Below are 25,402 nucleotides of genomic sequence, written 5' to 3'. Positions count from 1 at the left end.
ACGGGGCCTGGGGGGCGCTGCGCTGGGCTTTCCCCTACCCGCCCCTTCCCGAATCGGGGGCTCTGCCCCCGAACCCCCGCACCTCAAACTCCCCCTATGCCCTGCGGGCATGGGGGGGACCCCCAGCGGGGCTGAAAGGACCGGGGCAAGCCCCCCAGGCCCCCGTACGGCCTCGGTCGTGTCCTCGAACCCCCGTACCCCCCTATGCCCTGCGGGCATGGGGGATCCCCCAGGCGGGCGTGGGGGACCCCCGGACGGGCCCCGAAGAAGCCCCTCCGGCGATTGAGGAGCAGGGGTCCGGGGGGGCGGAGCCCCGGGGCGGTGCACGGCCGGGACCGGGACATCGCGTCGGTCTGACGATTACACTGGACGCGTGCCTCAACTTCGCCTCGCCCTGAATCAGATCGACTCGACCGTCGGCGACCTGACCGGCAACACCGAGTCGATCGTGCACTGGACCCGGCACGCCGCCGGGCAGGGAGCGCACCTCATCGCGTTCCCCGAGATGGTGCTGACCGGCTATCCCGTCGAGGACCTCGCCCTGCGGTCCTCCTTCGTCGAGGCGTCGCGGGCCGCCTTGCGGGCGCTCGCCGCGCGGCTCGCCGATGAGGGCTTCGGGGAGATCCCCGTGATCGTCGGCTACCTCGACCGGTCCGACAAGGCCGTGCCCCGGTTCGGCCGCCCCGCCGGGTCCCCGGAGAACGCCGCCGCCGTACTGCACCGCGGCGAGGTCGTGCTGCGCTTCGCCAAGCACCACCTGCCCAACTACGGCGTCTTCGACGAGTTCCGCTACTTCGTCCAGGGCGACACCCTGCCCGTGATCCGCGTGCACGGCGTCGACGTGGCGCTCGCCATCTGCGAGGACCTCTGGCAGGACGGCGGCCGCGTCCCGGCCGCCCGTTCCGCCGACGCCGGGCTGCTGATCTCGATCAACGCCTCGCCCTACGAGCAGGACAAGGACGACACCCGCCTGGAGCTGGTCCGCAAGCGCGCGCAGGAGGTCGGCTGCACCACCGCCTACCTCGCGATGATCGGCGGCCAGGACGAGCTCGTCTTCGACGGCGACTCGATCGTCGTCGACAAGGACGGCGAGGTCATCGCGCGCGCCCCGCAGTTCGCCGAGGGCAGCGTCATCCTGGACCTGGACCTCCCGGCCGCGTCCGCCGAGCCCCCCACCGGCATCGTCGACGACGGCCTGGCCATCGAGCGTGTCGTCATCTCCGAGGAGCCGCTCCCGGCGTACGAGCCCGAGCTGACCGGCGGGTACGCCGAGCGGCTCGACGACGAGGAGGAGGTGTACTCCGCGCTGGTCGTCGGCCTGCGCGCGTACGCCGCCAAGAACGGCTTCCGGTCCGCGCTGATCGGGCTCTCCGGCGGTATCGACTCCGCGCTCGTCGCCGCGATCGCGTGCGACGCGCTGGGCGCGCGGCACGTGTACGGCGTCTCGATGCCCTCGAAGTACTCGTCCGACCACTCCAAGGGCGACGCGGCCGAGCTGGCCCGCCGCACCGGGCTGAACTTCCGTACCGTGCCGATCGAGCCGATGTTCGACGCGTACATGGGTGCGCTGGGTCTGAGCGGCCTCGCCGAGGAGAACCTCCAGTCGCGGCTGCGCGGCACGATGCTGATGGCCATCTCCAACCAGGAGGGCCACATCGTGCTCGCGCCGGGCAACAAGTCCGAGCTGGCCGTGGGCTATTCGACGCTGTACGGCGACTCGGTCGGCGCGTACGGCCCGATCAAGGACGTCTACAAGACCTCGATCTTCCGGCTCGCGCGCTGGCGCAACCGGGCGGCCGAGGAGCGTGGCCAGACCCCGCCCATCCCGGAGAGCTCCCTCACCAAGCCGCCGAGCGCGGAACTGCGCCCCGGCCAGGTCGACACGGACTCCCTCCCGGACTACGACGTCCTCGACCGGATCCTGGAGCTCTACGTCGACCGCGACCAGGGCAAGGACGCGATCGTGGCGGCCGGTTTCGACGAGGAGCTGGTCGCGAAGACCCTCCGCATGGTCGACACGGCCGAGTACAAGCGGCGCCAGTACCCGCCGGGCACCAAGATCTCGGGGAAGGGCTTCGGCAAGGACCGCCGCCTGCCGATCACCAACCGCTGGCGGGAGACGACGGCCCGCTGAGGGCACCGGGGGAACTGACGGAGACGGGGGCTTCCCGCGCGTGTCGGCGCGGGAAGCCCCCGTTGTCTGCGACGAGAGACGGACAGGTCAGAACGCCAGGCGCGCCGCGATCGGGAGATGGTCGCTGTCCGTCCTCGGCAGGGTCCAGGACGAGACCGGCTCGACGCCCTTCACCATGATCTGGTCGATCCTGGCCATCGGGAACGACGCGGGCCAGCTGAACCCGAAGCCGTCGCCCGCCGCGCCCTGCGTGGAGCGCATCTGCGAGGTGACCGCGTTGAGGGAGCGGTCGTTCATCGTGCCGTTGAGGTCGCCGAGCAGGACCACCCTGCCCACGTGGTCGCGGGCTATGGCCTCGCCCAGCGCGTCCGCGCTGTGGTCGCGCTGGTTGGCGGTGAAGCCGGCGTTCATCTTGACCCGTACGGACGGCAGATGCGCGACGTAGACGGCGATGTCGCCATCCGGCGCCGCCACCGTGGCGCGCATCGCGCGGGTCCAGCCCAGCCGGATGTCGACCGGGTGGACGTTCCTCAGCGGGTACTTGCTCCAGAGTCCGACGGTCCCCTGCACCGAGTGGTGGGGGTACGTCGACTCCAGCGCCTGCTCGTACGCCGGGACCGCGTCCGCCTTCAGCTCCTCCAGCGCGATGACGTCCGCGCCGGACGCCGCCACCTGGCTCGCGGTGCCCTCCGGGTCGGGATTGTCGGCGTTCACATTGTGCGTGGCGACGGTGAGTCCGCCGCCGTCGCCCGATTTGCCGGTGACGAGCCCGCCGAAGAGGTTCAGCCAGACCACGGTCGGCACGAGCAGTGCGATCAGGGCGGTCGCGGAGCGCCGGAGCAGCGCGAACACCAGGAGCACCGGGATCAGGGCGCCCAGCCAGGGCAGGAACGTCTCGGCGAGACTGCCGAGGTTGCCGACCCGGTTCGGGATCTGCGCGTGGAAGATCATCAGCAGGGCGACGGCCACGGCGCACAGGGCGAGGACGATGCCGCGCCGCCAGATCCCCCGGTCCCCGCGCCAGCGCTCGAGCAGGGCCCGGACTCGGGACTCGGGGCGGGGGTCCTCCACGCCGTCGTTCCCCGTCTCCGTCATGTACGCCTGCCGCATTCCGTTGTCCTCACTGCCTTGCTGTCATGCTCTCTTGCTGTGCACGACGATGCCCCGCCCTGACCCTAGGCGATGAGCAGGGGTGTGTTCGCCGTACTGTCCCGAGGACGACCGGGTGGGTACGGAGGGTTCCGCTCGTGGCCACCCACGTGGCGGCTGTGACAGAACGCGCATATTCGGGCGCGTCAGCTTCCGGGGCGTACCCCGTCCAGCACCGCCGAGACGATGCGTTGCGCGAGATCGTCGTCGAGCGGGGCGTCCGGCCGCATCACGGACCGCAGGAGCATGGGCCCGATGAAGAGGTCGTTGACCAGCTCCAGGTCGAGGTCGTCGCGGATCTCCCCGTCGGCGACGCCGCGCCGCAGCACCTCCCGCACGATCAGTCGCCGGGGCTCGATCACGGTGGCGTGGTACGCCGCCCAGAGCTTGGGATAGCTCTTCATCTGCGCGAAGACGTGGTAGAGGAGGGCCGAGGTGCGCTGGGCCACGCCGCGGTCGCGCAGCGATTCCAGCATGACCACGAGGTCCTCGCGGGCGGAGGTGCCGGGCAGGACGGGCTCCGGGGGCTCGATGTCACGCAGAAGGTCGACGAACAGGGCCTCCTTGTCGCACCAGCGGCGGTAGATGGTGGCCTTGCCGACGCCCGCCGTGCGGGCGATGCGCTCGATGGACACCTCCCCGAGCGGCACACCGTCCTCCAGGAGCGCCACGACTGCATCGAGGATCGCCCGCTCGGCGGCCTCACTCCGCGGCCGCCCACGAGGCGCCTTCCTGCCCCCGCCCTCATCCGGGGCGATCGGGGCGTCCCCGTACCCCACGCCCTCCGCCGCAGCGCCGCCGCCGCCCGGGGCCGTTCCGGCGTCGGCACCCCCGCGTCCCACGGCGTCCGCACCGTCCGAGGCGAACCCTGCGCCCGGGGCGGTCCCGGCGTCCGAGGCGGTCCCGGCGCCCACGGCCGCCGTGGCAGCCCCCGCGTCCGCACCGCCCGAGGTGATCCGGGCACCCTCGACGCCCGGGGCGATCCCGCCGCCCGCGGCGGTCCCGGCATCCGGGGCCGCCGCGGCAGCCCCCGCGTCCGCACCACCCGAGGCGATCCGGGCACCCTCGACCCCTGAGACGGCCCCGGCACTCGGGGCACCCGGGCCGGTCCCGGTGTCCGCGGCGGTCCGGACACTCGCGCCGCCCAGGGCGCTCCCGCCGCCCGGGGCTGGCCCAGCGGCGGCGTCCGCGCATCCCACTGCGCCCGAGGCGATCCGGGCGCCCTCGACGCCCGAGGCGGTCCCGGCGCCCGCGCCGCCGGAAGCACGCCCGCCGCCCAGGGCAGCCTCGGCGTCCGCACCGCCCGCGACGTTCGGGGCATCCGTGCGGGCCGCGGAGGCCCGCGGGGCCTCGTTCTCATTTCGCACAGCCGCCTCCGCTTCCGTCGCGCTTCGTCACGGTGCCGATTCTCTCCTCTCCCGCACTCCCCTCATTTCTCGGGCACCTCACCGACGTCACTCCGGCGACGGGCAGCCGCTCACCCCCGGCCGGCGCCCGCGGGGAGTCGCTCCGGCTGCGCGCTGCCTCCGGCGGCGGGGCGGGCGCGCCCCGGCAGATAGATCGCGACGACCACCGCGCCGATGACGGCGACGGCCGCCGAGCCCAGCGCCGTGACGTGCATGGCGCCGAGGAACGCGTCGTACGCCGGTCCGATCAGGGACTTGCCCGCCGGGCCGAGCTTCTCCGCGACGCCGAGCGTCGCCTCGATCGACTCGCCGGCGGCGTCCCTGGCCCCGGCCGGGAGCGCGGCCGTCCTTTCGAGGGTCCCCTCGATCTCGCCCCGGTACGTCGCCGACAGCAGCGAGCCGAGGACGGCGACTCCGAGCGCGCCGCCCACCTGCCGGAACGTGTTGTTGATCGCGGATCCCGAGCCCGCCTTCTCCCGGGGCAGCGCCTGCATCACCGCGACCGTCACGGGCGGCATGATGTGGGCCATTCCGGCGCCCTGGAGGAAGAAGACGACCTCCAGCACCCACACCGGCGTCGAGGCGTCGAACAGGGCGAACGCCGCGAGCCCCGCCGCGACCAGCAGCATTCCGACCGTACAGACGGCCTTCGCGCCGAACCGGTCGACCACCAGCCGGGCGCGCGGCGCGAACGCCATCTGCGCGATCGCGAGCGGCAGGATCAGCAGCCCGCACTGCAGCGCGCTGTAGCCGCGCACGCTCTGCAGATAGAACGCGGAGAAGAAGGTCACACCCATCAGCGCGAAGAAGACGAGTGCGATCGCGGCGACCGCGGCGGAGAACGCCGGTGCCTTGAAGTACGAGACGTCGATGGCCGGATGGGCGCTGCGCTTCTCGTGCAGGACGAAGACGACCAGCACGGCCAGGCCGCCGAGGAGCGGCAGCAGCACGCCGGGTCCGGTGAAGTCGGCGAGTTCGCCGCCGCGGATGATGCCGTACACCAGCAGGACGAGCCCGACGATGGAGAGCACGACGCCCAGCGGGTCGAGGCGGCCCGGATCCGGGTCGCGCGAGTCGGGGACCAGCAGGGTCATCGCGACGAGTGCGATGACCACGATGGGGACGTTGATGAGGAAGATCGAGCCCCACCAGAAGTGCTCCAGCAGCAGTCCGCCGGTGATCGGGCCGATGGCGATGCCGAGGCCGACGGCGCCGGCCCAGATGCCGATGGCCTTCGGCTGCTCGTCCCGTTCGAACACGTTCATCAGCACGGCGAGTGTGGCGGGCATCACGAACGCCGCGCCGAAGCCCATCACCGCGCGGTACGCGATGAGTTCGGCGGGCGACCCGGAGAACGCGGCGAGCGCCGAGCCGACACCGAACAGGGCTATGCCGAAGAGCAGCACCTTCTTGCGCCCCCTGCGGTCCCCGAGGAGACCCGCGGTGAAGAGCAGTCCGGCGAAGACGAGCGTGTAGGAGTTGATCGCCCACTCCAGCTCGCCCTGCGTGGCGCCGATGCCGGTGGGCGCGGGGCTGGCGATGGTCTTGACGGCGACGTTCAGGATCGAGTTGTCCAGCACGACGATGAGCACGCTGAACATGAGGACGCCGAGGATGGCCCAGCGGCGGCGGTGGACGGCCTCCGGCACGCGGGGTGCGGCCGTCGGGGCGCTGTTCGACAGTGACATGCCCTCAGCGTACTCCCATTTCGATACGACACCGTCTCGTATAGAAATACAGGGCCGCGGAGGACCGTGCAGGGCGTGCGCCGGTGTGTACGGCATCACTTCACGCGACGGGCGCGGGGATGCCACCATGGACCTGGTCCGGGGACGCCGTAAGGGCGCCTCGAGATGACGAAGGAGCCGTTCACCATGACGCTTCAGGCTGCCCGCAAGCAGCCCGCCGACAGCAGCACCAAGGCGCTGTACGGCGGCAAGGGCACTCGCCGCATCACCGTCCACGACATCGCCGCCGCCAAGGAGCGCGGTGAGAAGTGGCCCATGCTCACCGCGTACGACGCGATGACCGCGTCCGTGTTCGACGAGGCCGGGATCCCGGTCATGCTCGTCGGCGATTCGATGGGCAACTGCCATCTCGGTTACGACACCACCGTGCCCGTCACGATGGACGAGATGACCATGCTCTCCGCCGCCGTCGTACGGGGCACCAGGCGCGCCCTCGTCGTCGGCGACCTCCCCTTCGGCTCGTACCAGGAAGGCCCGGTCCAGGCGCTGCGCTCGGCGACCCGGCTGGTCAAGGACGCCGGCGTCGGCGCCGTGAAGCTGGAGGGCGGGGAGCGTTCGCTGCCCCAGACCGAGCTGCTGGTCCAGTCCGGCATCCCGGTCATGTCCCACCTCGGCCTGACCCCGCAGTCCGTCAACACGATGGGCTACCGGGTGCAGGGCCGCGCAGACGAGGACGCGCACCGGCTGCTGCGGGACGCCAAGGCGGCCCAGGACGCGGGCGCCTTCGCCGTCGTACTCGAACTCGTCCCGGCCGAGCTGGCCGCCGAGGTCACCCGCTCCCTGCAGATCCCGACCATCGGCATCGGCGCGGGCCCCGACACGGACGCGCAGGTCCTGGTGTGGACCGACATGGCGGGCCTGACGGACGGGAAGGTGCCGCGCTTCACCAAGCAGTACGCGAACCTGCGCCAGACCCTGGGCGACGCGGCTCGCGAGTTCGCCGAGGAGGTCGTCGGCGGGGCGTTCCCCGCCGAGGAGCACACCTTCCACTAGCCACTGCCGGCACCAACGACAGCCCGCCGATCCTCCCCCGTCGGCGGGCTGTCGCCGTACACCCCGGCTAGCCTGGACAGTGGACTCGGGGCTCCTCGCTCTCCGCCGGGAGGCGGATCACCATGGCCGGAATTGTGTCCAGGAACTTCGACTCGGCCGACGAGACCCGTCCGTTCGAGGACGGCAAGGGCAGACTCGACCTCATCACCACCGAGCGCGGCTCCGTCGGCCGGGCCGTCTTCGAGCCGGGCTGGCAGTGGACCAAGCACGTCAAGCCCATAGCCGGAACGGACAGTTGCCGGTGCGATCACGTCGGGTACGTCGTCAGCGGCCGGATGAAGGTCGTCATGGACGACGGCGAGTCCTCCGAACTCGGGCCCGGTGACTTCATGGCCGTCACGCCCGGCCACGACGCGTGGGTCCTGGGCGACGAGCCCTGCGTGGTGCTCGACTGGGTCGGCTTCGGGGAGTACGCGAAGCCCGCGTAGCCGGCGGACCCCCCTCCCACCTGCACGTACGTCAGTTGTCCACAGCCTGTCGGCCGTCTGTCGGCGGATTGTCGGTGACGGCTGCGAACGTCTACGGCATGACGCGAAACGACAAGAACGCCGTCGAGGTACGAGGCCTCGTGAAGCATTACGGCGAGACGAAAGCACTGGACGGCGTGGATCTCGACGTCCGTGAGGGGACGGTCCTCGGAGTCCTCGGGCCCAACGGCGCGGGCAAGACCACGCTCGTGCGCTGTCTGTCCACCCTGATCGTCCCGGACGCCGGACGCGCCACCGTCGCCGGGTTCGACGTGGTCAGGCAGCCCCGGCAGCTGCGCCGCACCATCGGCCTCACCGGCCAGTACGCGTCGGTGGACGAGAAGCTGCCCGGCTGGGAGAACCTGTACATGATCGGCCGGCTGCTCGACCTGTCCCGCAAGGACGCCCGGCGCCGGGCCGACGAGCTGCTGGAGCGGTTCTCGCTCACCGAGGCCGCGCGGCGCCCGGCCGCCACCTACTCCGGCGGTATGCGGCGCCGTCTCGACCTCGCCGCTTCGATGATCGGGCACCCCGCCGTGCTCTATCTGGACGAGCCGACGACCGGCCTCGACCCCCGCACGCGTAACGAGGTGTGGGACGAGGTCCAGCGGATGGTCGCCGAAGGCGTCACCGTCCTGCTCACCACGCAGTACATGGAAGAGGCCGAGCAGTTGGCGCACGAGCTGACGGTCATCGACCGCGGCCGGGTCATCGCCGAGGGCCGGGTCGACGAGCTCAAGGCGAAGGTGGGCGGCCGGACCCTGCGGATACGGCCGACGGACGCGGCGCGGCTGCCCGCCATGGCGGCGGCGCTGCGCGAGGCGGGACTGGACGGGGTCGCGGGCGCGAAGGCCGTGCCGGACGAGGGCGTGCTGTACGTCCCGATCCTCAGCGACGAGCAACTGACCGCCGTGGTCGGCCTGCTGGGAGCCCGGGGCTTCGCCATCGCCGACATCGGCACCGATCTGCCCAGCCTGGACGAGGTGTTCCTGGCCATCACCGGCCGGCAGCCGGCGTCCACCCCCGCCGACACGATTCCCGACAGCACGATTCCCCAGGAGGTCGCCGCGTGAGCACCGCCACCGTCAGCACTGCTCCCCTCGACACCGCTCCCTCCGGCGAGGGCCGGATCGGCCTGCGCGGCAATCTCCGGCACATCGGCGCGCTGGTCCGCCGCAATGTGATGTGGATCCGGCAGGATCCGGAGTCGATGTTCGACGTCGTGCTGATGCCGATCATCCTCACCCTGCTCTTCGTCTACGTCTTCGGCGGCGCGATCGCCGGCAAGGGCAACCAGGAGGTGTACGTCAACTACGTGGTGCCCGGCCTGATGTCGATGATGGGGATGAACATCGCGATGGGCGTCGGCACCGGCTTCAACCAGGACTTCCGGACGGGTGTCATGGACCGCTTCAGGTCCCTGCCGATCGCCAGGTCCTCGGTGCTCATCGCCAAGATCGTCGTCGAGATCGGCCGGATGCTGGTCGCCACCGCGGTCCTGCTGTCGGTCGGTTTCCTGCTCGGCCTGTCCGTGGCGAACGTCCCCGGGCTGTTCGCGGCGGTCGGCCTGTCGCTGGTCTTCGGCGCCTCGGTCATGTGGATCTTCCTCACCATGGGCGTGACCATGAAGAACGCCCAGGCGATTCAGGGCATGGGCATGCTCGTCCTGATGCCGCTGCAGTTCGGTTCGTCGATCTTCGCACCGACCAGCTCCATGCCGGGCTGGCTGCAGACCTTCACGGACTGCAACCCGCTGTCGGCGCTCGCCGACTCCGCGCGCGGCCTGATGAACGGCGGACCGGTCGCCCACGACGTGTGGGTGACGCTGATCTGGTCGGTGGCGATCACCGTGGTGATGGCTCCGGTGGCGATACGGAAGTTCCGTACGAAGTCCTGAGGCCCGACGTGCCGGGGCCCGAACGGCTGGGGCCCGGACTACTGGGCACGAGCTGCTGGAGGCGCGCCCGTACGAGGGCGGCGGCCTCCTCCAGGGTCAGGTCGCCGCCCTCGGTGAACCTGGTCTCGAACTCGGCGTCGCCGAGGGCGGTGCGGACGGCCCGCTCGGCGCGGGCACGGCCCGCGCGTTCGACGGAGGCCGACACGATGTGACCGGCGGGCAGCACATGCTCGTACGCGCCGAGCAGCCGGGCCCCGTCACGGGCCGGCTCCGGGCCGAGCCCGGCCAGCGCCTCGGCGGCGGTCACCAGCTGGACGGCGGGCATCTGGGGGGCGACCATCAGCGACAGCGGGGCCCGCGCGGCCTCCAGCGCCAGGTGGGCATGGCGCAGTGCCTCTGCGTAGCGGCCGTCCAGGCAGTCCACCCAGGCGAGGCAGCCCAGCCGGATTCCCTCGAAGATGGCGAGGGTCTTCGACTGGAACCGGGCCGCCAGCAGGTCGAGTTGTTCGCGTGCCCCGGCGGTACGTCCGCTGCGGCCCAGCTGGACGGCGAGGAACAGCCGGGCCATGGGCACGACGGAGTGATTGGTGCCCTCACCGGCACCCGCGAGGATGTCCCGGAGGATCGCCTCCGCCTCGGCGCCGCGGCCCAGTTCGCCGAGGACCGCGGCCAGCCGGGCCCGCAGCACGGGGACCTGGCTCTGGGCGCCCAGCCGTTCGGCACGGTCGATCGCGGCGGTGAAGTCCTCGGCGGCGAGCTGGAATTCACCGCGCTTCTCACGGGACTCGCCGCGCGCGGACAGTGCCTCGGCCGCGCCCCACAGATCGCCGAGCCGGTCGAAGATCTCCAGACTGCGGTCGGCGTCGGCGCCCGCGTCGCCGGCCCATTCACTGCGGTTGGCGAGGATGTTGGCGCGCATCTGGAGCGCGGAGGCGAGTTCCCACTCCTCGCCGGACTCCTCGCAGCCCCGCACGGTCGCGTCGAGAATGTCCCGCGCCCCGTCGCTCGTTCCGGTCAGCAGGACGGCGAAGAACCAGAGCGCGCCGGGGAAACGGCAGGTCTGCGGCAGCCCCGGGCGGTAGACCTCGGTGACCCCGCGCAGCCACTCCATCCGCTCCGGGCTCACCCAGTCCTCCATCCCGTGCTCCATGCTGACCATCCCGATCAGCCGCACTCCGCGCCGCGCCTCCTGGAGCGGCTCGGGCTCGAACGGCGGCGGGGCGGCGAGGACGCGCGCGTGCAGCGGCGGGACCGGGACGACCGGCGGGGCGAACGGATCGGGGCCCAGCGCGGCCACGGCCTGCGCCCAGTGCCGGGAATCGCCGCGCAGATCCCGCATCTGCCAGTACCAGGCGAGGGAGAGCACCAGGCACAGTGCCTCGTGCTCGTCCCGGGCGGCGACGGAGCGGCGCAGGGCGGTGCGCAGGTTCTCGGACTCCAGCTCCAGCAGGGCGACGGCCGCGACCTGCTGGTGGCCGCGCAGCAACGGGTCGGTCCGGCGGGCGAGTTCGCGGTAGTGGCGCAGATGGCCGCGCTCGGCGTCGGCACGGTCACCGGCCTCGTCGAGGCGCTCCGCCGCGTACTCGGAGACGGTCTCCAGCAGCCGGTAGCGCATGCCGCCGTCCGCGGAGGGCGCGGCGACGACGAGCGATTTGTCCACCAGCGACCCGAGCACGGTGAGGACGTCCAGGGCATCGACCCCGTCCGCCGCCCAGCCGGAGCCGGTGGCGCAGACGGATTCCGCGGCCGTGAGGTCGCAGCCGCGGGCGAAGACCGCGAGCCGGCGAAGGACGGTCCGTTCGGCGGCGTCCAGGAGGTCCCAGGACCAGTCGACGACCGCCCGGAGGGTCTGCTGGCGCGGCAGTACGGTGCGGCTGCCGCTCGTCAGGAGGCGGAAGCGGTCGTCGAGGCGGTCGGCGAGCTCACGGGGGGTGAGCAGGCGCAGCCGGGCCGCGGCGAGTTCGACGGCGAGGGGGAGTCCGTCGAGGCGGCGGCAGATCTCCGCCGCCGCGTCGGGGTCGTCCTCGATCCGGAAGGCGGGGTTCACGGCCGTGCCGCGGTCGGCGAGGAGCCGGAGCGCCATGGGGTCGGGCAGGGCGTGCACCGGGCGTACCACCTCGCCCGCGGCGCCCAGGGGTTCGCGGCTGGTGGCGAGGACCGTGAGACCCGGGCAGTGCGCGAGGAGCCCCTCGCACAGGGCGGCCGCGGCGGCCACGACGTGCTCGCAGTTGTCGAGGACGATGAGCATGCGGCGGCGGGCGCAGTGCTCGGTGAGGCGTACGAGCGGGTCGTCGCCGTGCCACTCGGCCGCGGCCCGCAACTCCCCGGCCCCGGCGCCGCGCAGCACGGTCTCGCGCGCCCCGAGCGCGGTGACGACGGCCTCGGGCACGCCTTCCGGGTCGCCGACGGGCGCGAGCTCCACCAGCCAGACCCCGTCCGCGTACGCCTCCGCCGCCTGCTCGGCCGCCTCCTGCGCCAGCCGTGTCTTGCCCGCGCCGCCGGGGCCGAGCAGGGTCACGAGGCGGGCGCGCCCGAGGTCGAGCCGGATGGCCTCGATGTCCGCCTCCCGCCCGACGAAGCTGGTGAGCCGGGCCCGCAGATTGCCCGGCGCGGGGGCGGGCGCCGGGGCGGGGGCGGGCGCCGGGGCGGGGGCGGGCGCGGGATTGAGCAGCTCCGCGTGGAGCGCGCGCAGTTCGGGGCCCGGGTCGGCGCCCAGGCGGTCGGCCAGCTCGCGGCGTACGGCCTCGAAGGCCGCGAGCGCCTCCGCCGTACGGCCCGCCCCGCGCAGGGCGCGGATGTGCAGGACGTGGAGCGGCTCGTCGATCGGATGGGCGTCGCAGAGGGCGGCGAGTTCGGGCAGGGCCTCCGCCGCGCCGCCGAGCGCCAGCGCCGCGGCCAGCCGGTTGCGGCGGGCCTCCAGCCGACGGCTCTCCCAGCGGGCCGCCTCGCCCGTACGGTCCGGCAGATCGGCCAGCACCGGTCCCCGCCACAGCGCGAGCGCCTCGTCCAGCAGCCCGGCGGCCTCGACCGCGTCGCCCTGCGCCAGCGCCCGTGCGCCCTCCCCGGCCAGCCGTGCGAACCGGTGCAGGTCCACCTCGTCGGGCTCGGCGCCCAGCCGGTATCCGCCGTCCGCCGCGGCCACCGCGGAGGGTCCGAGCGCCCGCCGCACCCGCCCGACCAGGGCCTGCAGCGCCCCGACCGCGTCGGCGGGCGGCTGCGCGCCCCAGACCTCGTCGACGAGGACGCCGACCGGGACCGTACGCCCCGCCCGCAGCGCCAGCACGGCCACCAGCGCACGCAGCCGCGCCCCGCCGAGCGCGGCGGGGCTGCCGTCGTCGTGGAGGACTTGGGTCGTACCGAGCACGGAAACACGCACCCGGCCATTGTCCCCGGCCCCGTTCCGCCCACCGCGCGAGGGAGCGTCTTCAACGTGGCGTCATCCGTCCGGACGGGCGGGCCCGGCGGGGCCGGTGCTGGAGGTACCCCGTGCCCGCAGGACTGCGGGGGGATCGCAAGGCAGAGGAGGCAACCACTGCGCGGCGCATCGGCGATCGACGACAACGCGGCGGGGGCGCTCCCCCCTGGCATCGCCGGGGCACCCCTCTCCCCGCGGCCCTCCGGGCAGACGGGACGTCGAAGACACGACCGCCCGGCTTCGCCTGGGGCCCCACCCGTGCCCCGAGGGCTATGGTGCAGCGCGTGCCAGGCGTCGCCCGGCGGACGGGACTTCGAAGACACGGCCCGGCCGGGTCCGGTGCGCCGACAGCGGAACTCCCGGGTATCCGCGGGACGTTCCCCGGACGTCACCGGTACGTTCCTCCCACACCCCCACGACCCCGCATCGCCGCACCACCGCACCCCCGCACCACCGCACCCCCGCACCCCCGCACCCCCGCACCCCCGCACCCCCGCACCACCGCACCCCCGCACCCCGCACCACCGCGACGCTCGCGCCCCCCCGAGGAGCCCTCTTCATGACCTCCGCCACCACCCGCGGCGGCGACCGCAGGGTCTCCCCCGTCTTCCTCGGCATCACCGCGGTGATGGCGGTCACCGGCTGGGCGGTGTGGACGGACTTCGCGGGCGGCCCCGGCATCGCGGTGTTCCTCTTCGTGACGGCCGCGTGGATCGTCTCGCTCTGTCTGCACGAGTACGCGCACGCCCGCACCGCGCTGCACAGCGGGGACCTCACCGTCGGCGCCAAGGGCTATCTGACGCTCAACCCGCTCGCGTACACGCACGTGCTGCTGAGCATCGTGCTCCCCGTCCTCTTCGTGATCATGGGCGGTATCGGCCTGCCGGGCGGCGCGGTCTTCATCGAGCGGCACCGCATCCGGGGACGCTGGAAGCACAGTCTGATCTCGGCGGCGGGCCCGCTGACGAACGTCCTGTTCGCGGTCGTGTGCACGGCGCCGTTCTGGCTGGGCGCGCTCGACGGCGTACCGGTGGCGTTCCGCTTCGCGCTCGCGTTCCTGGCGCTGCTCCAGGTCACGGCGGCGATCCTGAATTTCCTGCCGGTTCCGGGGCTGGACGGGTACGGGGTGATCGAGCCGTGGCTGTCGCACAGGATCCGCCGGCAGGTGGAGCCGTTCGCGCCGTTCGGGCTGCTCGCCGTCTTCGTCATCCTCTTCATCCCCGAGGTCAACCGCGCCTTCTTCGACGCGATCTTCGCGGTGATGGACGGGCTCGGGGTGTCCCGGGCCGAGGTGGCCTGCGGCCAGGACCTCTACCGCTTCTGGACCGAGCAGTACCCGGTCTGCACGGAGGCGGTCAGCCGGTAGCCTTCACGGCCCCGGCGGCCCTGTCCGCCTTGGCGCGGCGGATGTAGTAGATCGCCATGTTCGAGGACACACCGGCCAGCAGCACCCACACGACCCCCAGCCAGCTGCCCTGCATGAAGGAGACGACCGCCGCGGTGACGGCGAGGACGCAGATGACGAGGGCGTAGAGGGCGAGGCGGGGCATGGGGGTCGGCTCCTGTCCGGTACGGCGTGTTCCGGTCCAGTGTCCCCCATGCCCCCGCGCGATCTAGACGTCGGTCACCCGCAGACCCGCGTGCGCCTTGTAGCGGCGGTTGACCGAGATCAGATTGGCGACCAGTGACTCCACCTGGTGAGCGTTGCGCAGCCGCCCCGCGAAGACGCCGCGCATACCGGGGATCCGCCCCGCCAGCGCCTGCACGATGTCCGTGTCGGCGCGCGTCTCGCCGAGCACCATCACATCGGTGTCGATCTCCTCGATCGACTCGTCCTGCAGGAGCACCGCCGAGAGGTGGTGGAACGCGGCGGTCACGCGGGACTCCGGCAGCAGGGCGGCGGCCTGCTCGGCGGCGCTGCCCTCCTCCGGCTTCAGCGCGTACGCGCCCTTCTTGTCGAAGCCGAGCGGATTGACGCAGTCGACGACCAGCTTCCCCGCGAGCACGTCGCGCAGCGCCTCCAGGGTCTTGGCGTGCCCCTCCCACGGCACGGCGACGATCACGACATCGCTGCGCCGCGCGCACTCGGCGTTCTCGGCGCCCTCGATGCCGAGGCCCAGCTCGGCGGCGGCGGTCTCGGCGCGCTCGACGGCCCGCGAGCCGATGATCACCTTCTGCCCGGCGCGCGCGAGCCGGTAGGCGAGGCCACGGCCCTGGTCACCGGTGCCGCCGAGGACGCCGACGACGAGGCCGGAGACATCGGGCAGGTCCCAGGGGTCCTTGGCGGCCGGCTTCGGCGTGGCGGCGTTGTCTTGTGAAGTCATGGACCCGACATTACTGGCTGGTCGGGTGGGCGGGGGCGGGCCCGCCGTTCTGGCGTTCGATGCCCTGGCTGACGGTTTCCCGTACGGGTGAGCCGACGCCGACTCCGCTCCGACGGCCCGTCCCTCGGGCAGGATGCGAGGCCATGGATGCCGTACGCGTCGCACTGCTGCGAGAGGTGCTCGCCGGGACCGCGTGGCCCTCGGCGGCCCGCCGGTTCGCGGGGGTGCTGCGCTCCTGCGTCGTTCCGCAGGGCGGCGGGCTGCTCCTGGTGGGGACGGCGGAGTACGAGCCCTGGCATCTCGCCGCGCATCTCGTGGACGAGGCGGCCTGGTCCGGGCTGCCGGAGCTGGCCCCCACGCTGGTGCGGCACCAGGTGCGTGCCGGAGCCCCCGCGCAGCTGGCCGTCGGGCTCGGTCGCATCACGGCGGCGGAGCGCGGCGAGACGCTGCTGCTGGTGGCGCCGGGGCAGCCGGACGACGGCCTGCTGGAGCGGGTGCACGACGCGCGCCGGTCGGGGGTGACGGTGCTGTCGCTGGACGGGGGCGACCCGGAGCTGCACGGGCTCGCGCACGAGGCGCTCACGGTGGGCGCGACGGCGGAGGTGGACCTGGACACGGTCCAGCACCTGGTGGGTGCGGCGGCCGGCGAGAACGTGCTGCCCGTGGGGCCGCGCGGGCGGCGGCGCCTCCGCGACCGCCTCGCCCGTCTCGCGGACCACCTGACCTCACCACCGCCGTCGCGCTGGTGAGCCCCACGCGGCCGGGGGCGAGCGCCTCCCGGCCGCCCTGGGGCGCGGCGCGGGAAAACCGGTTGCCGCTCCCGACCGCGCGAGCGGAGCATGGCGCAACGTGGCTTCACGACTCACCGCACTGCTCCCGGACCTGTCCCCCTGGCGCTCGTCCCGGGACTTCCGCCTTCTCTGGGTCCAGGGGCTGGTCACGTACTTCAGCAGCTTCATGGCCATGGTGGCGCTGCCGCTGCAGATCAAGGAGCTGACGGGTTCACCGCTCGCGGTGGGCGCGATGGGGGCCGTCGAGCTCGTGCCGCTGGTGGTGTTCGGGCTGTACGGCGGGGCGCTCGCCGATGCCGTGGACCGCCGGAAGGTCATCATGCTCACCGAGGCGGGCCTGGGCGTGCTGGCCGTGGTGCTGCTGGTGAACGCGCTGCTGCCGGCGCCCACGCTCTGGCCGCTGTACCTCGTCGCGGGCGGCGTCTCCGCCCTCGCGGGGCTCCAGCGTCCGGCCCTGGACTCGCTCATGGCCCGGATCGTTCCGCACGACCAGCAGACCGCCGCGGCCGCGCTGAACTCCGTGCGCTGGCAGCTCGGCGCCATCGCGGGGCCCGCGCTGGCCGGTCTGGTCGTGGCGTACGCGGGCCACGCCGCGGCGTACGCGACGACCGCGGGCGGCTTCGTCGTCTCCGTCCTGCTGTGTACGCGGCTGGCGCCCGCGCCGCCCGCGCACGACGCGGACAAGCCGTCGCTGCGCGGCATCGCGGAGGGTGCGCGGTACGCGTGGAGCAGGCCGGTGCTGCTGGGCACGTACGCGATCGACCTGGCCGCGATGTTCTTCGCGTTCCCCAACACGATCTTCCCGTTCCTCGCGGACGAGCTGGACGCGGAGTGGTCGCTGGGGCTGGGGGCACCTCCCGCGCCGTAGGCTGCGGGGGAGTATGCGGCGGGATCGGTCGGGTCGGTCGTACTCAGCCTGACCAGCGGCTGGACGTCCCGCGTGCGGCGGCACGGGCTGCTGGTCGTCTTCGGCGCGGCGGGCTGGGGGCTCGCGATCGCGGCGGCCGGCTGGTTCACCGACGTCTGGCTGGTGCTGCTGTGCCTGGCGTTCGCGGGCGCGGGCGACATGCTCAGCGGGCTCGGCCGGTCCACGATCTGGAACCAGACGATTCCCGAGGGGCTGCGCGGCCGGCTCGCGGGCATCGAGGTGCTCTCGCACAGCGTCGGCCCGCAGCTGGGCCAGGTCCGCGCGGGCGCCGCGGCGGGCTGGACGGGCACCCGCGCCGCGTTCTGGAGCGGCGGGCTGGCGTGCGTGGTCTCGGTGGGGCTGCTCACGGCGGCCCTGCCGAAGCTCGTCCGCTACGACGCGGCGACGGACGAGGACGCGCTGCGCCGCCGCGCCCAGAAGGAGGAGGCGTCGGCCGGGGCGGCGGCCTCCTGATCCGGGTTCGGCGGCCTGGGGCCACACGCCCCTGGCCCGTACGCGGCGACCGGAGCCGCAGGCCCGCTGATCCATGCACGGCTCCCCCGGGGCCGCAGACCCGTACTCGTACGCGGCAGCCAGACGCGCGGGCCCGGTCCGTGCACCGCCAGCGGAGCCGCAGGCCCCCTGATCCGTGCACGGCGACCTGGGCGCCCACGCGGCCCCATCCGTACGCCGCGACCCGGGCGGCGGGCCGCCCCCGGCCCGCGGCCCGCCGCCCTCCCGTCAGTCGGCGGTGTCCTGACCGCGTGGGGCGTCGTGCCACTTGGGGTCGGTCTCCCACTCCAGGTTCCGTTCGCGCGCCGTCTCCATCGCGTGTGCCGCCTCCTCACGGGTGGCGTACGGGCCGAAGCGGTTCTTGGCCGGGCACTCGGGCCCTTCCTCGACCTTCTTGTGCTCCAGGCAGTAGAACCACTCGCCCGGCTTGCCCACCGTGCGCTTCTTGAACAGGGCCATCGTCGGCTCCTTCCTCTGACGCCATGCTGCCCCACCCGCGCTGGTTAGACTCGCTGGCATGTCTGGCCAGTCGCTGCTCGTACCAGGGGAGCTCTCTCCCACCCGTTCCGTTCCCGGGAACATCCGGCGTCCCGAATACGTCGGGAAGCCCTCGCCCACGCCGTACACCGGGCCGGAGATCCAGAACGCCGAGACGATCGAGAGCATGCGCATCGCGGGGCGTATCGCCGCTCAGGCGATGGCCGAGGCCGCCAAGCTCATCGCGCCCGGGGTCACCACCGACGAACTCGACCGTGTCGCGCACGAGTTCATGTGCGACCACGGGGCGTATCCGTCGACGCTCGGCTACCGCGGCTTCCCGAAGTCGCTGTGCTCCTCGGTCAACGAGGTCATCTGTCACGGGATTCCCGACTCGACCGTCCTGCGCGACGGCGACATCGTGAACCTGGACGTCACCGCGTACATCAACGGTGTGCACGGCGACAACAACGCCACGTACCTGTGCGGCGACGTGGACGAGGAGTCGCGGCTCCTGGTCGAGCGGACCCAGGAGTCGCTGGCCAGGGCCATCAAGGCCGTCAAGCCGGGCCGCCAGATCAACGTCATCGGCCGCGTCATCGAGTCGTACGCGAAGCGCTTCGGCTACGGCGTCGTGCGCGACTTCACCGGTCACGGCATCAATTCGTCGTTCCACTCCGGACTGATCATTCCGCATTACGACAGCCCGCACGCGACCACGGTCATGCAGCCGGGGATGACGTTCACCATCGAGCCGATGCTGACGCTCGGGACGCACGAGTACGACATGTGGGACGACGGCTGGACCGTCGTGACGAAGGACCGGAAGCGGACCGCGCAGTTCGAGCACACGCTCGTGGTGACGGAGAGCGGCGCCGAAATTCTGACGTTGCCCTGACCGTAATCAGGGGTAGCGTTTTTACCGACAGGACGTCGGGAACCAGTTGACTGAGGTAAGCCTAAATAGCAAGATCCCTACTGGTTCCCGTCCCCATCGGTCCCCGGAGGCCCGCCTTGGACACGCTGGACATGCCCTTCTCGACCCTGATCCGTGTCGCGTCGCACGAACAGCACACCGAAGCGGAGACCTCGACCTTCATGAGCGACCTGCTCGGCGGTCGGCTGCCGGTCGACGCGTACGCGCGCTACACCGAGCAGCTGTGGTTCGTGTACCGGGCGCTGGAAGACGCCGCCGAGAGCCTCAAGGACGACCCTGTCGCGGGCCCGTTCATACAGCCGGAGCTGTTCCGCGCGACCGAGCTGGAGCGCGACCTGGCGCATCTGCGCGGGCCGGACTGGCGGGAGGGCCTGGAGCCCCTCCCCGCGACCGCGGCGTACGCGTCACGGGTCGAGGAGTGCGCCCGCACCTGGCCCGCGGGCTATGTGGCGCACCACTACACCCGCTACCTCGGGGATCTCTCCGGCGGCCAGATCATCCGCGACAAGGCGGAGCGGACATGGGGCTTCGACCGCAAGGGCGACGGCGTCCGCTTCTACGTCTTCGAGCGGATCGCCAACCCGGCCGCGTTCAAGCGGGGTTACCGGGAGCTGCTGGACCGGGTGAACGCGGACGACCTGGAGAAGCAGCGGATCATCGACGAGTGCAAGCGGGCGTTCGACTTCAACGGGGCGGTGTTCCGCGAGCTCGGGGGCGAGTTCCCGCTCAGCGCGTAGCGACCACACGACCGCGGCCGTACGACCGCCGTCACACGAGGCGGACGCGGCCGCCGATCTCGATCGTGCCGTCGGGGCCGGGGGCGGTGAGGATCTGCGACCCCCGGCCCTGGGTGATGTTCAGGGCCCGGCCGAGCCGCGCGGTGAGCAGCAGTGCGGCCGCGCCCGTCGCCTCATCCTCGTCAATGCCGTCGCCCCTCCCCGGGAACGCACGCGCCCGGATCCGGCCCGCGGCCTCTTCCTCCCAGCCCCAGGCGTACCTCCTCCCCCACAGCCCTTCGGGCGTGGGAGGCACCCTCATCTCGCTTCGCTCCCCCGGCGCCGTTACGTCGAGCGCCTCGACCTCGGCGGCCGATCCGTACTGCCGCAGGGTGAGCGGCGGCGCCCATTCCGGGCGGGCGGTGACCCACGTGAACTCGCCGTCGTAGCGCGCCCACACCTCGCCGGCCGACGGGTTCACCACCTCCAGGTCGAGCAGCCACGCCACCCCAACCAGAGAGTGGCCGGCGAACGGCGGGCGCAGGCCCGGTGTGTAGATGTCGACGGCTCCGCGCTCGGGGTCGTCGACGAACACGGTCTCGCTGAAACCCAGTTCGGCGGCGAGTGCCTGCCGGGACTTCTCGTCGGGGTACGGACGGCCGTCGCGTACGACTCCGAGCGCGTTGCCGTGACGGCCGTCGGCGGCGCAGAAGACGCGCAGGACGTCGATGCCGTGGGGTCGTTCCTGTGTCACCGGGGCATTCAAGCATCCCCGCAGGACAGCGGGACGGCGGGACCGCACCCGCGTTCGACGCGGTCGTCGTCGTCCCGCACGACCCCGGCCTCGCCGCGGCGTACCGGTCGCCGCTCCGAAACCCGATATTTGACCGGCCCTTGACCGGCCTCTGAGACGTCCATGACACACCCGTGACCAGGCTGTTTCCCCAACCGGTCGGCTGGGTCGAATCACTGGACGAACAGGGTTGCGGTCAGGTAAGCCTCGGTTAAGTTAGGTCCGCCTCATTTCCCGTCGTCCTGTCCTGTGGAGCCCCTATGCGACCCGTCCGCCTCTCCGTCGTCACCGCTGCCGCGGCCGCGGCCGCTCTGACCGCCGTCACGGGCTGCGCCGAGAAGAGCGACGCCAAGGGCGGCGAGGGCGCGATCGCCGTCACCGCAAAGGACGACTCCTGCGAGGTGTCCAAGAAGGAGTTCCCGGCCGGGCACATCCAGCTGGACATCGAGAACAAGGGCTCCAAGGTCACCGAGGTCTACATCCTCTTTCCCGACGACCGCATCGTCACCGAGCGCGAGAACATCGGCCCCGGCACCAAGGCGAAGCTGACCGCCGAGGTCAAGGCCGGTGACTACGAGATCGCCTGCAAGCCGGGGATGCGGGGCGACGGCATACGCCAGCAGGTCAAGGCCACCGGCGGCACGGTCACCAAGCGGTCCCCGGAGATGGACAAGGCCGTCGCCGCGTACCGCACGTACGTCCAGCAGCAGGCCGACGAGACCCTGCCGAAGGTGAAGGTGTTCACCGACGCCGTCCGCGCCGGAGACATCGAGGCCGCGAAGAAGGCGTACGCGGACTCGCGCATCGGCTGGGAGCGCACCGAGCCGGTCGCCGAGTCGTTCGGCGACATCGACCCGAAGGTCGACCTGCGCGAGGACGGCATCGGGGACCTGGAGAAGGGTCAGGAGTGGACCGGCTGGCACCGCCTGGAGAAGGCGCTGTGGCAGGACAAGAAGCTCGGTCCCGAGACGAAGAAGCTCGCCGACACCCTCGACAAGGACCTCGCCGACTGGGTGAAGAAGGTCGGCACCGCCGAGATCACGCCCACCTCGATGGCGAACGGCGCCAAGGAGCTCCTCGACGAGGTCGCGACCGGCAAGGTCACGGGTGAGGAGGAGCGTTACTCCCACACCGACCTGGTCGACTTCAAGGCGAACGTCGAGGGCGCGCAGAAGTCCTTCGAGCTGCTGAAGCCGGTCGCCGCGAAGAACGACCCGAAGCTGGTCGCCGAGCTCGACAAGCAGTTCGCGGCGCTGAACACGCTGCTCGACAAGTACCGAACGGACAAGGGCTCGTACGTCTTCACCTCGTACGACAAGGTCACCGAGCCGCAGCGCAAGGAGCTGTCCGACGGTGTGAACGCGCTCGCCGAGCCGCTGTCGAAGCTCGCCGCCGCGGTGGTCAAGTAGTCCGGGACGGACGGGGAGGACGGGGAGGACAGGGCGATGCCCGAAGAGCCCACACAGGCCACACAGGCCACACAGGCCACGGAATCCACGGAAACCGCGGCGGCAAAGGGGACCTCGCGGCGCGCGCTGCTGGGCTGGGGAGGTGCCGGGCTCGCGCTCGGCGCCGCCGCGGCCGGCGGTGCGGTGGCCGCCACGCGCGGCGCGGACGGCACGGCCCCGGCGGGCGCGGCGGGCGCCGCCGTACCGTTCCACGGGGCGCATCAGGCCGGTATCGCCACCGCCGTGCAGGACCGGCTGCACTTCGCCTCGTTCGACGTGAAGACCGAGGACCGGGCGGAACTCGTCCAGCTGCTCAAGGACTGGACGCGGGCCGCCGAGCTGATGACGGCCGGACAGGCGGTCGGCGAGGGCGCGTACGGCGGTCTGCCCGAAGCCCCGCCGGACGACACTGGCGAGGCACTCGGCCTCAAGCCGTCCCGCCTCACCCTCACGATCGGCTTCGGACCCTCGCTGTTCGACGCCCGCTTCGGGCTGAAGGCGAAGCGGCCCGCCGCGCTGCTCGACCTGCCGAAGTTCCCCGGCGACAACCTCGACCCGGCGCGCAGCGGCGGCGACCTCTGCGTCCAGGCGTGCGCGGACGATCCGCAGGTCGCCGTGCACGCCATCCGCAACCTCGCCCGCATCGGCTTCGGCAAGGTCGCCGTCCGCTGGTCGCAGCTCGGCTTCGGCAAGACGTCCTCGACGACGCCCGAGGAGCAGACGCCGCGCAACATGATGGGCTTCAAGGACGGCACCCGGAACATCGCGGGCACGGACGCCGCCGCCCTCGACAAGCACGTGTGGGTGTCCGGGAAGGACGGCCCGGCCTGGATGGCGGGCGGCTCGTATCTCGTGGCGCGCCGGATCCGGATGAACATCGAGACCTGGGACCGGACCCCGCTCCAGGAGCAGGAGGACATCTTCGGCCGCGACAAGGGCGAGGGCGCCCCGGTCGGCAAGGCCAAGGAACGCGACGAACCGTTCCTGCCCGCCATGCTGCCGACCGCGCATGTGCGCCTGGCCCACCCGGACACCAACGGCGGGGCCATGATGCTGCGCCGCGGGTACTCCTTCACGGACGGTACGGACGGCCTCGGCCGGCTCGACGCGGGCCTGTTCTTCCTCGCCTACCAGCGGGACGTGGCCAAGGGGTTCGTCCCCGTCCAGCGGAGCCTGGCCGCGAGCGACGTCCTCAACGAGTACATCCAGCACGTGGGTTCGGCGCTGTTCGCGATCCCGCCGGGCGTCCGTGACAAGGGCGACTGGTGGGGCCGGGCGCTGTTCTCGTGACCAGGAGGGACGGACCGACGTGTTCGGCAACTATCTGATCGGCCTGCGCGAGGGCCTGGAGGCCAGCCTGGTCGTCTGCATCCTCGTCGCGTATCTCGTGAAGACCGGCCGCCGGGACGCCCTGAAGCCGATCTGGGCCGGCATCGGGGTGGCGTGCGGACTGGCGCTCGCGTTCGGCGCGGCGCTCGAATTCGGCTCGCAGGAGCTGACGTTCGAGGCCCAGGAGCTGCTCGGCGGCTCGCTGTCGATCGTCGCGGTGGGCCTGGTCACCTGGATGGTCTTCTGGATGCGGCGCACCGCGCGGCATCTGCGGGCCGAGCTCCACGGCAAGCTGGACGCCGCGCTCCGGATGGGTACGGGGGCGCTGGTCGCCACCGCGTTCCTGGCGGTGGGCCGGGAGGGCCTGGAGACGGCTCTGTTCGTGTGGACGTCGGTACGGGCCGCCACGGACGCGAGCGGCTCGTCGGCCCCGCTGACCGGGGTGCTGCTCGGGATCGCGACCGCGGTCGTGCTGGGCTGGCTGTTCTACCGGGGCGCGCTGAAAATCAATCTGGCGCGGTTCTTCACCTGGACCGGCGGGATGCTGGTGGTCGTGGCCGCGGGCGTGCTCGCGTACGGCGTGCACGATCTTCAGGAGGCGCGGTTCCTGGGCGGTCTGGCGGACAAGGCGTTCGACATCAGCGCCACGATCCCGCCGGACAGTTGGTATGGCACGGTTCTGAAGGGTGTCTTCAACTTCCAGCCGAATCCGACCGTTCTCCAGGTCACGGTGTGGGCGCTGTATCTGATCCCCACGCTCGCGCTGTTCCTTGCCCCGGTAGGGTTCGGACGGTCAGTGACGGCTGGGCAGGCCGAGCAGGCCGAGCAGGCCGAGCAGGTCGAGAAGCAGAAGGCGCAAAGGGCAACCGATGAGCAGGCTGGGTCGGGCGGCGACGGGACTCGCGGCGATGGTGGTGCTGTCGCTGACGGCGAGCGGGTGCGTGACGGTGCACGGCGAGCTGGAGGTCGTGCCGACGGCGACGAGGTCTGAGGCCGCGCAGGCCTTGAAGGACTTCACCGAGGCGTACAACAAGGCGGACAAGGCCTACGATCCGGCCCTCGACGCGGGCCGGGTCACGGGCGCGCTCGGCGAGATCAACCAGGCGGGTCTGAAGGCCCGCGGCATCACCACGCCGGGCGGCAACGATCAGCACCGTCCGCTGGAGCTGACGGACGCGAAGTTCCACGTGCCGAAGAAGGCGGGCTGGCCGCGCTGGTTCCTCGTGGACGCCGACAGCAACCGGGACACCGACAGCGGACCGCGGGACAACCGCTGGCTGATCGTGTTCGTCAAGAACAGCAAGGACCAGCTGTGGGAAGCCGCGTATCTGGCGATCCTGACGAACGACGAGATCCCGAAGTTCCGGACGGACAAGGACGGCTGGGCGGAGCCCGTGGCGCCGGACTCGGCGAAGACGGCGGTGGCGCCGCGGGATCTGAGCGAGGAGTACTCCTCGTACCTGCAGACCGGCAAGCCCGCGCACTTCGCGCCGGGCCCGCACACCACCGGGTGGCGGGAGAAGCGCGCGAAGGACGAGAAGCGGCCGGGTCTGAACACGCAGTTCGTCGACCAGCCGCTGGACACCGGTGACTACGCACCGCTGGGCCTGGCCACCGAGGACGGCGGGGCGCTGGTGTTCTTCGCGACGCGCTACTTCGACCGGCAGACGGCGGCGCAGGGCCTCCGGCCGAAGGTCAGCCCGGATGTGAAGGCCTTGATGACGGGCACGCTGAAGAACACCCTCACGAAGGAGTGGGTGTCCAGCCAGGCCGTCCAGGTCGCCCCGGCCGGCGAGGCCGGACCGGCGGTGACGATCGTGGGCCGGCTTCAGGGTGTGACGGGCGCGGAGGGCTCGTAGGCGGTCACGACGACCGCCTGCCGCGGGCATCCGGCGACG

General features: G+C 72.2%; 21 protein-coding genes and 1 pseudogene. 14 read left to right on the top strand and 8 right to left on the bottom strand.

The window, feature by feature from the left end; all coding sequences use genetic code 11:
* Positions 1 to 373 precede the first annotated feature (373 nt).
* Entirely contained in the window at positions 374 to 2,134 is a 1,761-nt protein-coding gene (locus ABT342_RS21715) for an NAD+ synthase (protein WP_351576160.1), read from the top strand.
* An 87-nt stretch (positions 2,135 to 2,221) separates the two neighbouring features.
* On the opposite strand, the gene ABT342_RS21710 is transcribed toward ABT342_RS21715, so the two are convergent.
* The 3 genes from ABT342_RS21710 to ABT342_RS21700 form a co-directional block, all read right to left on the bottom strand.
* Positions 2,222 to 3,244, bottom strand: coding sequence for an endonuclease/exonuclease/phosphatase family protein (locus ABT342_RS21710; protein ID WP_351576157.1), 1,023 nt, complete (start codon positions 3,242 to 3,244; stop codon positions 2,222 to 2,224).
* A 185-nt stretch (positions 3,245 to 3,429) separates the two neighbouring features.
* Positions 3,430 to 4,062: a TetR/AcrR family transcriptional regulator gene (locus ABT342_RS21705; protein WP_502965586.1), complete on the bottom strand. Its 633-nt coding sequence runs from the start codon at positions 4,060 to 4,062 to the stop codon at positions 3,430 to 3,432.
* A gap of 698 nt (positions 4,063 to 4,760) precedes the next feature.
* Complete coding sequence (locus ABT342_RS21700; RefSeq protein ID WP_351576154.1) at positions 4,761 to 6,377, bottom strand: MFS transporter; 1,617 nt, start codon at positions 6,375 to 6,377, stop codon at positions 4,761 to 4,763.
* A 186-nt stretch (positions 6,378 to 6,563) separates the two neighbouring features.
* On the opposite strand from ABT342_RS21700, the gene panB reads away from it, so the two are divergent.
* The 4 genes from panB (at position 6,564) to ABT342_RS21680 (ending at position 9,854) form a co-directional block, all read left to right on the top strand.
* Positions 6,564 to 7,430, top strand: a complete 867-nt coding sequence (gene panB / locus ABT342_RS21695) for a 3-methyl-2-oxobutanoate hydroxymethyltransferase (RefSeq protein ID WP_351576151.1) — start codon at positions 6,564 to 6,566, stop codon at positions 7,428 to 7,430.
* 122 nt (positions 7,431 to 7,552) lie between these two features.
* The gene (locus tag ABT342_RS21690; protein ID WP_351576148.1) at positions 7,553 to 7,918 is read left to right on the top strand and encodes a cupin domain-containing protein; all 366 of its coding nucleotides are present in this window, start codon (positions 7,553 to 7,555) and stop codon (positions 7,916 to 7,918) included.
* Between the two features lie 98 nt (positions 7,919 to 8,016).
* Positions 8,017 to 9,030, top strand: a complete 1,014-nt coding sequence (locus ABT342_RS21685; protein WP_351576145.1) for an ATP-binding cassette domain-containing protein — start codon at positions 8,017 to 8,019, stop codon at positions 9,028 to 9,030.
* Positions 9,027 to 9,854, top strand: a complete 828-nt coding sequence (locus ABT342_RS21680) for an ABC transporter permease (RefSeq protein ID WP_351576142.1) — start codon at positions 9,027 to 9,029, stop codon at positions 9,852 to 9,854. Before ABT342_RS21685 ends, ABT342_RS21680 begins: the two co-directional genes overlap by 4 nt.
* Here ABT342_RS21680 and ABT342_RS21675 read toward each other — a convergent pair.
* The gene (locus ABT342_RS21675) at positions 9,802 to 13,230 is read right to left on the bottom strand and encodes an ATP-binding protein (protein ID WP_351576139.1); all 3,429 of its coding nucleotides are present in this window, start codon (positions 13,228 to 13,230) and stop codon (positions 9,802 to 9,804) included. The two genes, ABT342_RS21680 and ABT342_RS21675, sit on opposite strands and share 53 nt — an antisense overlap.
* A 598-nt stretch (positions 13,231 to 13,828) precedes the next feature.
* Here ABT342_RS21675 and ABT342_RS21670 point away from each other — a divergent pair.
* Positions 13,829 to 14,635 (top strand): site-2 protease family protein, encoded by an 807-nt coding sequence (locus tag ABT342_RS21670; protein ID WP_351576136.1) that lies wholly within the window; start codon positions 13,829 to 13,831, stop codon positions 14,633 to 14,635.
* On the opposite strand, the gene ABT342_RS21665 is transcribed toward ABT342_RS21670, so the two are convergent.
* Both ABT342_RS21665 and npdG read right to left on the bottom strand, forming a co-directional pair.
* A complete protein-coding gene (locus tag ABT342_RS21665) occupies positions 14,625 to 14,819 on the bottom strand; it encodes a hypothetical protein (RefSeq protein ID WP_351576133.1) in 195 nt (64 codons plus the stop codon). The genes ABT342_RS21670 and ABT342_RS21665 overlap by 11 nt on opposite strands.
* A gap of 63 nt (positions 14,820 to 14,882) precedes the next feature.
* Positions 14,883 to 15,593 (bottom strand): NADPH-dependent F420 reductase, encoded by a 711-nt coding sequence (gene npdG / locus ABT342_RS21660; protein WP_351576130.1) that lies wholly within the window; start codon positions 15,591 to 15,593, stop codon positions 14,883 to 14,885.
* A gap of 143 nt (positions 15,594 to 15,736) precedes the next feature.
* On the opposite strand from npdG, the gene ABT342_RS21655 reads away from it, so the two are divergent.
* Both ABT342_RS21655 and ABT342_RS21650 read left to right on the top strand, forming a co-directional pair.
* Positions 15,737 to 16,342, top strand: a complete 606-nt coding sequence (locus ABT342_RS21655) for a hypothetical protein (RefSeq protein ID WP_351576127.1) — start codon at positions 15,737 to 15,739, stop codon at positions 16,340 to 16,342.
* Positions 16,343 to 16,442: 100 nt separating this feature from the next.
* A pseudogene (locus ABT342_RS21650) lies at positions 16,443 to 17,765 on the top strand (MFS transporter).
* Between the two features lie 267 nt (positions 17,766 to 18,032).
* Here ABT342_RS21650 and ABT342_RS21645 read toward each other — a convergent pair.
* Entirely contained in the window at positions 18,033 to 18,263 is a 231-nt protein-coding gene (locus tag ABT342_RS21645) for a hypothetical protein (RefSeq protein WP_351576124.1), read from the bottom strand.
* Between the two features lie 58 nt (positions 18,264 to 18,321).
* Between ABT342_RS21645 and map the strand changes: the two genes are divergently transcribed.
* Positions 18,322 to 19,179, top strand: coding sequence for a type I methionyl aminopeptidase (gene map / locus ABT342_RS21640; protein ID WP_351576122.1), 858 nt, complete (start codon positions 18,322 to 18,324; stop codon positions 19,177 to 19,179).
* Positions 19,180 to 19,310: 131 nt separating this feature from the next.
* Complete coding sequence (locus tag ABT342_RS21635; RefSeq protein ID WP_351576220.1) at positions 19,311 to 19,955, top strand: biliverdin-producing heme oxygenase; 645 nt, start codon at positions 19,311 to 19,313, stop codon at positions 19,953 to 19,955.
* Between the two features lie 31 nt (positions 19,956 to 19,986).
* Here the strand turns inward: ABT342_RS21635 and ABT342_RS21630 are convergent, their stop codons facing one another.
* Positions 19,987 to 20,688: a PhzF family phenazine biosynthesis protein gene (locus ABT342_RS21630; RefSeq protein WP_351576119.1), complete on the bottom strand. Its 702-nt coding sequence runs from the start codon at positions 20,686 to 20,688 to the stop codon at positions 19,987 to 19,989.
* A gap of 299 nt (positions 20,689 to 20,987) precedes the next feature.
* On the opposite strand from ABT342_RS21630, the gene efeO reads away from it, so the two are divergent.
* From efeO to ABT342_RS21610, 4 genes are read left to right on the top strand one after another with little or no spacing between them, the layout of a single operon-like run.
* A complete protein-coding gene (efeO, locus tag ABT342_RS21625; protein ID WP_351576116.1) occupies positions 20,988 to 22,136 on the top strand; it encodes an iron uptake system protein EfeO in 1,149 nt (382 codons plus the stop codon).
* Between the two features lie 36 nt (positions 22,137 to 22,172).
* Complete coding sequence (gene efeB, locus ABT342_RS21620) at positions 22,173 to 23,465, top strand: iron uptake transporter deferrochelatase/peroxidase subunit (RefSeq protein WP_351576113.1); 1,293 nt, start codon at positions 22,173 to 22,175, stop codon at positions 23,463 to 23,465.
* Between the two features lie 19 nt (positions 23,466 to 23,484).
* The gene (gene efeU / locus ABT342_RS21615; protein ID WP_351576110.1) at positions 23,485 to 24,495 is read left to right on the top strand and encodes an iron uptake transporter permease EfeU; all 1,011 of its coding nucleotides are present in this window, start codon (positions 23,485 to 23,487) and stop codon (positions 24,493 to 24,495) included.
* On the top strand, positions 24,413 to 25,363 hold the full coding sequence (locus tag ABT342_RS21610; protein ID WP_351576217.1) for an SCO2278 family lipoprotein: 951 nt from the start codon (positions 24,413 to 24,415) through the stop codon (positions 25,361 to 25,363). Before efeU ends, ABT342_RS21610 begins: the two co-directional genes overlap by 83 nt.
* The last annotated feature ends 39 nt before the right edge of the window (positions 25,364 to 25,402 follow it).

Source organism: Streptomyces sp. NPDC000410 (assembly GCF_040300305.1).
Classification (GTDB): Bacteria; Actinomycetota; Actinomycetes; order Streptomycetales; family Streptomycetaceae; genus Streptomyces.
The sequence above is the reverse complement of the archived record's forward strand: the minus strand, read 5'-3'. Positions and strand labels throughout refer to the sequence as shown.